The sequence below is a fragment of the Microcoleus sp. S13_C3 genome (genome assembly GCF_036700905.1).
GTDB lineage: Bacteria > Cyanobacteriota > Cyanobacteriia > Cyanobacteriales > Microcoleaceae > Microcoleus.
In genome coordinates this window covers 1-12,828 of record NZ_JAUBPT010000078.1, presented here as the reverse complement: position 1 = coordinate 12,828, position 12,828 = coordinate 1, and the positions used below count along the sequence as shown (strand labels likewise).

The 12,828-nt window shown below is 49.4% G+C and carries 5 protein-coding genes; 4 read left to right on the top strand and 1 reads right to left on the bottom strand.

Annotated elements, in window-relative coordinates; translation table 11 throughout:
* Positions 1-116 precede the first annotated feature (116 nt).
* From QUA16_RS20875 to QUA16_RS20865, 3 genes are all read left to right on the top strand, one after another.
* A complete protein-coding gene (locus tag QUA16_RS20875) occupies positions 117-1,208 on the top strand; it encodes an HNH endonuclease (protein WP_333107028.1) in 1,092 nt (363 codons plus the stop codon).
* An 84-nt stretch (positions 1,209-1,292) separates the two neighbouring features.
* Positions 1,293-3,167 (top strand): DNA-directed RNA polymerase subunit gamma, encoded by a 1,875-nt coding sequence (locus tag QUA16_RS20870; RefSeq protein WP_333107027.1) that lies wholly within the window; start codon positions 1,293-1,295, stop codon positions 3,165-3,167.
* 280 nt (positions 3,168-3,447) lie between these two features.
* On the top strand, positions 3,448-7,572 hold the full coding sequence (locus tag QUA16_RS20865; RefSeq protein WP_333107026.1) for a DNA-directed RNA polymerase subunit beta'': 4,125 nt from the start codon (positions 3,448-3,450) through the stop codon (positions 7,570-7,572).
* A gap of 316 nt (positions 7,573-7,888) precedes the next feature.
* Here QUA16_RS20865 and QUA16_RS20860 read toward each other — a convergent pair whose 3' ends face one another.
* On the bottom strand, positions 7,889-8,284 hold the full coding sequence (locus QUA16_RS20860) for a response regulator (RefSeq protein WP_006632892.1): 396 nt from the start codon (positions 8,282-8,284) through the stop codon (positions 7,889-7,891).
* A 1,913-nt stretch (positions 8,285-10,197) separates the two neighbouring features.
* On the opposite strand from QUA16_RS20860, the gene QUA16_RS20855 reads away from it, so the two are divergent.
* A complete protein-coding gene (locus tag QUA16_RS20855) occupies positions 10,198-12,750 on the top strand; it encodes a DNA topoisomerase (ATP-hydrolyzing) (protein WP_333107024.1) in 2,553 nt (850 codons plus the stop codon).
* The last annotated feature ends 78 nt before the right edge of the window (positions 12,751-12,828 follow it).

Here is a 12,828-nt window from a genome sequence, read left to right as displayed (position 1 = left end):
TTTTTGACAGCATTCAATTCTTTAATCTTTAATCGGCAATCTCAAATTAAAATGCCTCAGCAGTGTTCGTACCACTGCTGAGGCGAATCAACGCTCTTAAGAGGAGAGACGCTGACGTGACAATTGTAACAGTTGTCCCAGGAATAGAAGGAGAATTGAACCAGAAGACTGGCTGTATTAATTGGCAAGGGAGTAAGCTCAAAAATGGTTACGGGCGCAAGTGGATCGAAGGCAAAACGGTATTAGTCCACCGATTAGTGATCGAATCAAAGATACCAGGATTTCTAGATTCCGGTTATTTTGCTTGCCACACCTGCGACAATCCAAGCTGCATCAACCCAGCACATCTCGTAGCTGGAACTGCGGCTGAGAATACGCAGCAGATGATGGGGCGCGATCGCAAAACTCCCCGACGCAAAAGTATTCCCGGTATTGGTAAACTATCGATCGAACAACTTCGGGAAATTCAGCGTAAATATTTAGCTGGAACCATCAAAAGCCACCTAATAAAAGAGTATGGCGTACAGTATGACACTATTACTAAGATACTTCAGGCAAAAATCCCCCATAACTTCACTACAGTTCCCCCCGGTTTTGTAGGAGAAATTCAAGACAGCGGCTGCATAATTTTTCAAGGTGCAAAGGATGGTCAAGGTGGTTATGGCAGGTACTTTAAAAATGGGAAATCCCAATCAGTTACTCGTGCTGTTTTAGCAGAGAAATTAGGATGTGAAGTTCCCACTTCGATGGATGCTTGTCATACCTGCGATACTCCCAGTTGTATTAATCCAGAACACCTTTGGGGTGGAACTCGCACTCAAAATTTATTAGATGCTTCTAAGAAAGGACGCACTCAAGGCAAAAGTCATCCCCTTTCTAATGCCAAATTAGACTGGGAAAAGGTGCGAGAAATTAGGCAAAAACTAGCAGCAGGAGAGAGAGTGAAGGATGTAGCTCAAGAATACAGTGTTGGTCGCAAAACCATACACGATATTAAGTATCACGTCACTTGGAAGGAAGCAGGCGAAGAGGTTCCAGTTCCTCGCATGGGTGGATATCTCGATCGCAAATTGACTTTCGAGCAAGCTCTTGAGGTACGAAAAAGAATTAGAGCGAGAGAATCAATCTCTAAAATCGCTGATGACTTTGGAGTATCGTCAAGTGTCATCTCTGATATTAAAAATCACGTCACATATAGAGGAGTATAACATTGATTTAAGCCGTGAAACAAGCAACCAAAAAAGATAAACAACCACAAATAATCGACTGTAAATTATTAATTGGAGTCAAGAATGGCTAAAATAGAACAACGCTTTGATTACGTCAAGATTGGGTTAGCTTCACCAGAAAGAATTCGACAGTGGGGAGAGAGAACTTTACCCAACGGTCAGATTACTGGAGAGGTGACAAAACCGGAGACCATAAATTATCGCACGTTAAAACCTGAAATGGATGGCTTGTTTTGCGAGCGCATTTTTGGGCCTGCAAAAGATTGGGAATGTCATTGTGGCAAGTACAAACGAGTTCGCCATAGAGGCATTGTTTGCGAAAGATGCGGTGTAGAAGTCACTGAATCTCGCGTCCGCCGTCACCGGATGGGATTTATCAAATTAGCGGCTCCCGTAGCTCACGTTTGGTATCTCAAAGGCATCCCGAGTTACATGGCAATTCTGTTAGATATGCCGCTCCGAGATGTCGAACAAATCGTTTATTTCAATGCCTACGTGGTCCTAAATGCAGGTAATGCAGAAAAGCTGCAATACAAGCAATTGCTCACAGAAGATGCTTGGCTGGAAATAGAAGACGAACTTTACAGCGAAGATTCCACGCTGACGGGCGTAGAAGTAGGCATAGGTGCTGAAGCTTTGCAAGTTTTGCTGCAAAATATTCCGCTAGAAAGTGAAGCGGAAAAGTTGCGGGAAGATATTGCTAATGCTAAGGGTCAAAAACGGGCAAAGTTAATTAAACGCTTGCGGGTTATTGACAACTTCATCGCTACGGGTTCTCAACCCGATTGGATGGTTCTCAACGTGATTCCCGTGATTCCCCCCGACTTGCGGCCGATGGTGCAGCTAGACGGCGGCCGTTTTGCAACCAGTGACCTCAACGACCTCTATCGGAGAGTCATCAACCGCAATAACCGCTTAGCCAGACTGCAAGAAATTCTGGCGCCGGAGATTATCATCCGCAACGAAAAGCGGATGCTGCAAGAAGCAGTGGATGCGCTGATTGACAACGGTCGCCGAGGCCGGACAGTAGTGGGAGCAAACAACCGCCCCCTGAAATCACTCTCAGACATCATTGAAGGGAAACAAGGCCGCTTCCGACAAAACTTGCTGGGGAAACGGGTTGACTACTCCGGACGTTCCGTGATTGTGGTAGGCCCGAAACTGAAAATTCATCAGTGCGGATTGCCGAGAGAAATGGCGATCGAACTTTTCCAGCCCTTCGTCATCCACCGCCTAATCCGCCAAGGATTAGTCAACAACATCAAAGCAGCCAAAAAACTGATTCAGCGCAACGATCCCAGCGTCTGGGACGTGCTTCAGGAAGTGATTGAAGGACACCCAGTAATGCTAAACCGCGCCCCCACCCTGCACCGCTTGGGGATTCAAGCCTTTGAGCCGATTTTGGTAGACGGGAGAGCAATTCAGCTTCACCCGCTAGTCTGTCCGGCCTTTAACGCCGACTTTGACGGCGACCAAATGGCCGTACACGTGCCATTGTCTCTGGAATCTCAGGCCGAAGCACGGTTGCTGATGCTGGCTTCTAACAACATTATGTCGCCGGCAACCGGAAGACCGATCGTTACTCCTTCTCAAGACATGGTGCTCGGTTGCTATTACTTGACAGCCGAAAATCCTGACGCTCAAAAAGGAGCCGGTCACTACTTCTCCAACCTCACCGACGCAGTTGTAGCTTATGAGCAAGGAGTTGTTGACTTGCACTCTTATGTGTGGGTGAGGTTTCAAGGCGCTATCGAAAACACAGAACCAGAAGGAGAACCGCTGAAAGTAGAACGATCGACTGACGGCATGGTGACGAAGGAATATAAGTTCCGCCGGGTTCGGGAAGATGGCGAGGGTAAAGTGATTAATCAGTTTATTCGCACTACTCCGGGCAGGATTATTTATCACCAAACTATTGAGTCGGTGATAAATAATTAGGAAGTAATGGGTAAGGGGTGGTGGGTAATGACTGATAAGTAATCGCTAATAAATAATGGTGATTGAAGTTAGAAAAGTTACCCATTACTACTTACTAATTACTAATAAATACAGTTGGGTTAAGGAGGGGTGGGTGAAATGTTGGGTGAGTGAAATGTTGGGGTTCGTTCCACGGGCCCAACCTACTTACTACTACTTACTACTGCCCTCTGCCTCGCAGCAAGAGAGCCTCCTGCGTCAATACTCCAATTACCAATTACTACTACTACTACTCAGAAAAATGACAGAAAATAAGGAAATTGTTTTTCGCAATCGAGTTGTTGACAAAGGTCAGCTCAAAAAGTTAATTTCTTGGTCTTTTATGCACTACGGAACGGCCCGTACAGCACAAATGGCCGATAAACTCAAAGACCTGGGTTTCCGGTTTGCGACACGAGCCGGAGTTTCAATTAGCGTAGACGACCTACAAGTACCCCCATCAAAACGATCGCTCCTAGATGCAGCCGAAGAAGAAATCCGCATCACCGAACAAAAATACACCAGAGGCGAAATCACCGAAGTCGAACGCTTCCAAAAAGTAATCGACACCTGGAACAGCACCTCAGAAGACCTCAAAGACGAAGTAGTCAAAAACTTCCGAGCCACAGACCCCCTGAACTCCGTCTACATGATGGCCTTCTCCGGAGCACGGGGAAACATCTCCCAAGTCCGACAGCTAGTCGGAATGCGCGGATTGATGGCAGACCCCCAAGGAGAAATCATCGACCTACCAATCAAAACCAACTTCCGCGAAGGACTCACCGTCACCGAATACATCATCTCCTCCTACGGCGCACGCAAAGGCCTAGTCGATACAGCCTTGCGAACAGCAGACTCAGGCTACCTCACTCGCCGCTTAGTCGATGTATCCCAAGACGTAATCGTCCGGGAAGTAGACTGCGGCACCCAGCGCGGAATTCGAGTCCGACCCATGACCGATGGAGCAACAGTGCTCATACCCCTCAAAGACAGATTGCTAGGGCGCGTATTGGCCAGAGATGTCCAGCACCCCAAAACAGGAGAAATTGTCACCTATGGCAGCGAGAAAGCAGTCCGAAATCAGCCAATCACCGATGAATTAGCAGGAGAAATTGGTAACTCTGGAGTAGGCGAAGTGTACCTACGATCGCCCCTGACCTGCGAATCAACCCGATCCGTATGCCAACACTGCTACGGCTGGAGTCTCGCCCACCTGAAAATGGTAGACATGGGAGAAGCCATCGGAATAATAGCCGCCCAATCCATCGGCGAACCCGGAACCCAACTCACCATGCGTACCTTCCACACCGGCGGCGTATTCACCGGAGAAGTCGCCAAACAAGAACGCGCCCCCTTCCCCGGCACAGTCAAATTCAAAAACCTGCGTACCCGCTCCTTCCGCACCAGACACGGCGAAGAAGCACTCGTCGCCGAAAACAACGGCAAACTTGTATTTGAAGGCGACGGATTTGAAGAAGGGAAAACCAGCGCCAAAAATCAAAAACTCAAAATCGAACTAGCCATCGTCCAAGGCTCCACCCTCATGGTCAAAGACGGACAGCGCGCCATACCCGGCCAAGTATTAGCAGAAGTGCCCATCGTCGGACGCGCCGCCCGCAAAACCACCGAAAAAGTCACCACAGACGTAGCCTCCGACCTAGCCGGAGAAGCCAAATTTGCCGACCTAGTACCAGAAGAAAAAACCGATCGCCAAGGCAACACCACCCGCACCGCCAGCAAAGGCGGACTCATTTGGATCCTCTCAGGAGAAGTCTACAACCTCCCCCCCGGCGCCGAACCAGCAGTCAAAAACAGCGATCGCATCCCCGCCGAAAGCGTCATAGCCGAAACCAAACTCATCTCCGAACACGGCGGCGTAGTCCGCATCGCCGACCCCAGAGAAATCGAAATAATCACCGCCCAAGTCCTCCTCGACCAAGCAGTCGTCCGCGCCGAAAGCGCAGGCGGCCGCGACCACTACACCATCGAAACATCCTCCAAACAGCGGTTTTCCCTCAAAACAGCCCCAGGAAGCAAAGTCATCAACGGCGAAGTCGTCGCCGAACTCCTCGACGACAGCTACCGCACCGCCACAGGAGGCATCGTCAAATACGGCGGAGTCGAAGTCCACAAGCGCGGCAAAGCCAAACTTGGCTACGAAGTCGTCAAAGGCGGCACCCTGCTCTGGATACCAGAAGAGTGCCACGAAGTCAACAAAGACATCTCCCTCCTCCTAGTCGAAGACGGCCAATACGTCGAAGCCGGCACAGAAGTCGTCAAAGACATCTTCTGCCAAACCAGCGGAGCAGTAGAAATCACCCAGAAAAACGACATCCTCCGGGAAATAGTCATCAAACCAGGCACCCTCCATGTAGTAGACCGCCCCCCCCTAACATTCGGAGAAGGTCAAATCGTCAACGCCGGCCAAGAAATTTTCCCAGGCTTGATTGCCGAAGAATTGGGCTATGCCGAATATATCGAAACCCCCGAAGGCCCCGCTTTATTGCTGCGGCCCGTCGTCGAATTTCCCGTACCCGACAAGCCACCCGTGCCCTCACAGACCGCCCTCAACGAGTCCATCTCCTTGAAAGCAGTGCAGCGACTTCCTTACAAAGATGGAGAGCGCGTCAAATCAGTCGAAGGATTGGAACTACTGCGGACTCAGCTTATCTTGGAAATTGGCTCCGGAGCTCCGCAACTGGCCGCAGATATCGAGCTATTGCCGGACGAAGAAGATGCTACAGCTTTTGGCGCCGATGGTTCTGGGCCCGCTTGGGGTTCCGCCGAAGATGCGTCGCAGGAGTTGGCGGTAGCCGTGGATGATGGGAGCGATCGAACCTCCAAGACCTTCCGCTTGCAGCTAGTAATTTTGGAATCCCTCGTAATTCGGCGAGATGTCTCCGCCGACCCCACCCAAGGCAGCACCCACACCCGGCTATTAGTCGAAGATGGACAATCGATCGCCCCCGGAGCAGTAGTCGCCCGCACCGAAATTCTCTGCAAAGAAGCCGGCATCGTCCGAGGCATCCGCGAAGGCCACGGCGAACCAGTACGCCGCCTATTAGTCATGCGAGATGCCGACTCCATTTCCATCTCCGTAGCCAGTACCCCCGGCGTCAGTCCCGGTCAACTCCTCGTCGCCGGTACCCAAATAGCCCCCGGAGTTACACTCGAAGAATCCGGCCAAGTCGTAAAAATAGTCCCCGCCTCCGAGACAGAACCCGCCAAACTTGTGCTCAGGGTAGCCCGTCCTTACCGGGTTTCCGCCGGTGCAGTCCTGCACGTAGACGACGGCGACCTAGTGCAGCGGGGCGACAACCTAGTCATTCTCGTATTTGAGCGCGCAAAAACTGGAGACATCATTCAAGGTTTGCCCCGGATTGAAGAACTTCTCGAAGGACGAAAGCCCAAAGAAGCCTGCATATTAGCCAAGCGACCCGGCACAGCTCGCGTCGTCACAGACGACGACATTGTCGAACTTGCCGTCATTGAGGACGACGGCCGGATTGAAGAATATCCCCTATTACCCGGTCAAAACCCCATCGTATCCGATGGACAGCGCGTAGGCGTCGCCGAAGCCTTGACCGATGGGCCCGCCAACCCTCACGAAATACTCGAAGTATTCTTCCACGTACTCAAAGAGCGGCAATCTACCTTTGAAGCAGCCTTAGAGAGTTTCCAGCAAGTGCAGACCTTTTTAGTCAACGAAGTGCAGTCAGTTTATCAGTCTCAGGGCGTCGATATTTCCGACAAACACATCGAGGTCATCGTCCGCCAGATGACCAACAAAGTCAGGATGGAAGACGGCGGCGATACCACCATGCTCCCCGGCGAATTAGTAGAGTTGCGACAAGTAGAACAAGTGAACGAAGCCATGTCAATTACTGGCGGGGCGCCGGCGGACTATACTCCCGTCTTACTGGGAATTACCAAAGCCTCGCTGAATACAGATAGCTTCATCTCCGCAGCTTCCTTCCAGGAGACAACGCGGGTGTTGACCGAAGCTGCGATCGAAGGTAAATCTGACTGGCTGCGGGGCCTCAAGGAAAATGTCATTATCGGCCGCCTGATTCCTGCCGGTACTGGCTTCAATGCCTATGAGGATGCTGGGGTTCAGGATGCGGGTTTTGATGGTGCCGTATTTGATGACGACATCCACGATTTACAAGAAGATGTCGTACTTGACGATCGCACTGCCCGCCGTGCTTACACGATCGAAAGCGGCTATGAAATTGGCCGCGGAGCCGATCTTGAGCCTGATGAGGATTTTGAGGAAGTTGAGGTTGATGAAGACGAGTTTGTCGCTGAGTCTGAAGACGATGCCTTGGGGCCTGACGCTGACGATGAAGATGATATTGGTTTTGACTTCGATGAGGATGAAGACTAATCGCAGTTTAGCTTCTGCAATGAGCTGAGTGAATGATGTTGCACGGGGCGATCGAATAATTTCGCTCCTCGTCGCAACGCACACTCCTATTTCACTCGTCATAAAAATCTCAAATTTGTCCTCACAAATTACAAGTGCGAACTCATAGCATTGTGCGATGAGACATAGAAAGGAAGAAGGAAGAAGGAAGATTCAGAGTTTAAGCAAACTTTGTAAATAAGAGAGTTTTAATTGTTTGTTGGTTCAAACAAACAATTCTTTCTTCCTTCTTCCTTTTTCCTTCTTCCTTCTTATTCCTTCTGCATATATGGTTCACTCAATCAGGCAGCAAAGCCTTGATTTGATTAACAAACTCTTGATGGTCTACCACAGGTTTAGAGATGTAACCGTCGGCACCGCTTTGATCCAGAAATGTTTCTTTATCACCAGCCATCGCGTGAGCAGTCACCAAAATAATCGGCAGCGAGGCCGTTTGCGGGTCAGCTTTGAGCAGTTGAGTAATCTTAATGCCGTCAACAGATTTGCCCTGGTACACGCTGCGCGAAAGTGACACATCCATTAAAATCAAATCAGCTTCGCCGTTGGCAGCAATCTGCATCACCTCTTCAACATTTTCCGTGTGCTTCACGGCTAAGCCCCCCCGCTTAGTCAGAATTTTGGAAAAAACCCGAGCATTAACCAAATCGTCCTCTACAATCAGAACGGTTTTCATAAATAAATATGGGAAGTATAGAAACTTTGTGACTTTAGTCCAAAGAGGAACACGGCACGGGGACTACATCCCCGTCAAAAATGCAGAGTTTTTAGCGCCATCAGCCGGGAACCCTGCAAAACCCGTATGTATATCCTTGAGCCACTAGCTGTGAGAGGGTTTACAGATGCCTAGAAGCATCCAGTACCATCATTTAGACTACTACACACAGACAGTTTAGTTCTTTTTTATAACTAGACCTGGAACTGGTGAGAGTCTCAAGATTCTCAGGTAGCAGGTTTCTAGTACAATCCAGGACGGATGGACGACGCCTCGAAACCGGGTTTTTGATCGTTTCGGCGGGCTATAACGAACTCTTGCTATGAAAAAACCCGGTTTCTGACTACCCGTGCGTCCTGGACTATAGTATCCTCTCTTTCGGTCAAGCCTTCGGCTTCTACCATTTTAGATTTTAGATTTTAGATTTTAGATTTTAGATTTTAGATTTTAGATTTTAGATTTTAGATGGGAACTGATTGACTGGATATCCGTTTGGAACACGGGCCTACAGTTGCACTATTTTTTGAACTGGTATTAGATTCGGGAATGTGTGATAATTATTTTCCTTCTTCCTCATTAGAATCAAGCCATGTTTATTCACATACTCCCGTCGCCACAGCATTCGGAGTAGCGAATCGAGCGGGGATTGTTGGAGATTCCTAATACTCAGTTTTAACCCCTCAAAACGGCTGAAAATATCGACGCTTGCGTTCATCAAGGGGATGTCAGACTAGGAGATATCGCCAGGAGAGCTTTTGACTGATGAATTCATCAATATCGGCATTTTTGACACTCTCAGCGAGTCAGGGCCACGCTCTATGGTTGAATAAGCCCAAAACTTGGACTTCCCTCATCAGAAAAAATGGGTAGAAACCCAGTGCTAGAAGCACGGCTTTATATTTTTGATTTACTACCGCCTTGGGATTGGTTAACGGGAGTGTACTTTTGTATTGCACTTTCAACGCGACAATTACCGCTTCCAATCTTCCAATCCTGTACGCATAGTATTTTGCACTGGTTGTGCCTCCCATGAATGGGGTAATGTTAGCTTCGACAATGTTTCGAGAGCTTGTTAGACCTGCAACACTGTTCCAGTGACCTTAGAACTGTTTAATTGCAGATGACAGAGCAGGGGACTAGCTACACATCCACAGGGTGTCGTGACTCTCAAAACGTAGGCAATTAAGCCTTAGTCTGGTCAGTACGGCTTGCCAGATTTCTCTTGCAAGCCCCGTGTCTTTAGACCGGGGTTACTGACAGTCCAGTCGCCTCTACACGATCAGAACAAGTACCAGTACCAGAGGTATTCCAATTCCGCTTACTTTTCTTTTTTAATACTTTCGGAGTCCATCACGCTTGCCAAAATACGGTAAGCTCGATCGTCTACCATTGCTGCTTGATCCAAGCTACGACTATACCGAGACGAGATCAATCTGGGGTTTCTCCTGAATATAATATTTCTTCGTGTAGATGGTTATTCCTAATTGCAATTAAATTCTATCATGGATTGACGGGGACTCAAGTCCCTCGTGATGCTTTCCTAGGAAGAGCTACAGCCTCACTACGTTCTGAGTTTCTGGCATTCCGTGTTCTCCTGTGAATCAACCTTCTCACGGCAGAAGGTAAATAGACAGGTAGACACAAATGAAGGCAACATAGAGGTTAGGGTAAGAGTGGAGAGTAAGAGGCCAGTGTGGCCCGTCTTCGGGACTCTGATTCTGCTTTCACAAGTTAAGTTTATTTTTATTCTTCAACTGGGCGGTTGGGTCGAACTTTCGGTTCGCCTGCTGCAAACGCTTTTAAATCGAGACAGGGAACCTCGGCATTATTGACAGAGGCTGTTTTCACTCAGGAATTAACGGACACAAGGACTCATGGCTAAACAACTCAACCTACTTTCCGGGCAAGTAATTTCTACGCCTCTGCACGCCGAGATGCAGCAATCGTACCTCGAATATGCCATGAGTGTGATCGTCGGGCGAGCTTTGCCTGATGTCCGCGACGGTTTAAAACCTGTTCACCGTCGAATTTTATATGCGATGCACGAACTCGGTCTGACGCCAGACCGACCTTACCGTAAGTGCGCCAGGGTAGTTGGAGATGTTTTGGGAAAATATCACCCCCACGGCGACCAATCGGTTTACGACGCTCTGGTACGCATGGTTCAGGAGTTTTCGAGCCGCTATCCTTTACTGGCGGGTCACGGCAATTTCGGTTCGGTGGACAATGATCCGGCGGCTGCTATGCGCTATACGGAAACGAGGCTAGCACCGATCGCCCACGAAGCTATGCTAACCCAAGTCGGCGATGCAACTGTTGATTTTACTGCTAACTTTGACAGTTCCCAGCAGGAACCGACGGCGCTGCCTGCTCAGTTGCCGTTTCTGTTACTCAACGGCTGTACGGGCATTGCTGTGGGCATGGCAACTAATATCCCGCCGCACAATTTGGGGGAGGTGGTAGACGGTTTAATTGCTTTGATTGAAAACCCGGAACTATCCGACGAGAAGTTGATAGAACTGATTCCAGGCCCGGATTTTCCAACCGGAGGGGAAATCGTCGCTACAGAGGGCATTGTTGACGCCTACACTAAGGGTCGAGGCAGCATTGCGGTCAGGGGTGTGGCCGGGGTGGAAGAGGTGCCAGGTAATCGCAAGGTGCGTACTAAAACGGCGATCGTGGTGACGGAGTTTCCGTTTCAGGTAAATAAGGCGGCTTGGATTGAAAAGGTGGCGGAGTTGGTCAATGCTGGCCGCCTCGACGGTATTTCTGATTTGCGTGACGAGAGCGATCGCGAAGGGATTCGAGTGGTGATTGAACTCAAGCGGGAATTTACCCCAGAAGCGGTTCTCGCTCGCCTTTACCAGCAAACTGACCTGCAAACAAATTTTGGCGCGATTTTGCTGGCAATTGTCAACGGTCAACCGCGACAGTTGACGCTCAGACAATTGTTGCAGGAATTTCTGGATTTCCGGGAAGTGACTCTTACCCGCCGCTACAATTACGAGTTGCAAGCTGCAGAACGCCGCTGTCATATTGTCCAAGGCTTAATGTTGGCTTTGACAAATCTCGATACAGCGATCGACATTCTCAGAAATTCTCCTGACGGCTCTACTGCTAAGCAAACTTTCCAAGTTCGCCTCAATTTGAGCGAAAGTCAAGCTGATGCGATTTTGGCGATGCCTATGCGTAGGCTGACTGGTTTGGAAAGGCAAAATTTGCAGTCTGAGTTTGATGAGTTGATGGCTAATATTCAAGAATTGCAGCGGTTGTTGAGCGACAGGCGCGAACTTTTGAAGGCTTTAAAGAAGGAATTTCGATCGCTCAAACGCAAGTACGCTGACCCCCGCCGCACTAAATTCGCCAATGGAACTGCACGCGCAGCAAACGCCGAATCACAATTTTCTGGCAAGAAAAATTCTGGGGTGAAGCAGTTGTCGCCGGCAACGATTCAGCCTAACTTATTGCCCGTTCTAGAGGCAGAGGAAACTATAGTTGAATTTTCGCACAAGCAGTACGTGCGGCGCTTGCCGCCTGGGGAAAAACCACGCTCGAAAAGTCGCGAAAAATCGGTTTCAGCTTTAGAAAAAAATGAAGATTTTATTGTGACGGCAAATCTGACGAAAACCGATCGCACTTTGGTCGTCTTAACTCCTAACGGCAAAGCTTACCCGCTGAAAGTGGCCGATATTCCTAGTAGTAGCGCCAAAGACCGGGGAACGCCGATCGTTAGTTTGTTGTCGCCGAGTGCTACCAAAGAAAGTGCCGGTCGCGCTTTGTCGGAAATCACAGTCGCACACTTTATTTTGCCGGAAAATTCGGAAGCTGCAGATTTAGTAACTCTGACTCAGCAAGGGAAAATTAAGCGCTTGCCGATGCAGGAATTTGCTGATTTGACTAATCGTGGCGTTACTGTTGTTAAACTCAAGGAGGACGATCGGCTGCGCTGTGCGAGTCTGGGTAAAGTCGGCGAGCAAGTGGCGATCGCAACTTCAGGAGGCAGAGTCCTCCGGTTTGAGATTGATGATGAACAACTGCCGCCAATGGGCCGCGCGGCCCAGGGTTCACAAGTAACCAGGTTGCGGAAGCAGGAACAGTTGGTGGGTTGCATCACTCTCTACCCGGACGACAGTCTGGTGCTATTTTCCGAGTTGGGTTGGGCAAAACGAATGCCTGCAGGTTCTGTCAGACTTACTAACAGGGGCGAAATTGGCACTCAAGCTTTTCGTTTCTCAGAGCCTAAAGATGCTTTAGTTGGCTTGCTGCAGGCTGTTCCGGGTACGGATGTCAAACTTTTTACTAATTCTGGCCGCCTGCTGCGATCGACTATTGATGCTATAGCTTTTTGGGGGAAAGATGCTGCGGGCGATCGAGTTTTTGACCTCAATCCAGGTGAAAGAATCATCAAAGTTATCAGCAGTCAATAGTCATGGGGCATGGGGCATGGGGCATGGGGCATGGGGCATGGGGCATGGGGCATGGGGCATGGGGCATGGGGCATGGGG

Excerpts from the sequence above, each read along its gene's own strand:
- QUA16_RS20865 (WP_333107026.1), top strand. The coding sequence starts at position 3,448 with ATGACAGAAAATAAGGAAATTGTTTTTCGCAATCGAGTTGTTGACAAA.
- QUA16_RS20870 (WP_333107027.1), top strand. The coding sequence starts at position 1,293 with ATGGCTAAAATAGAACAACGCTTTGATTACGTCAAGATTGGGTTAGCT.
- QUA16_RS20855 (WP_333107024.1), top strand. The coding sequence starts at position 10,198 with ATGGCTAAACAACTCAACCTACTTTCCGGGCAAGTAATTTCTACGCCT.
- QUA16_RS20860 (WP_006632892.1), bottom strand. The coding sequence starts at position 8,284 with ATGAAAACCGTTCTGATTGTAGAGGACGATTTGGTTAATGCTCGGGTT.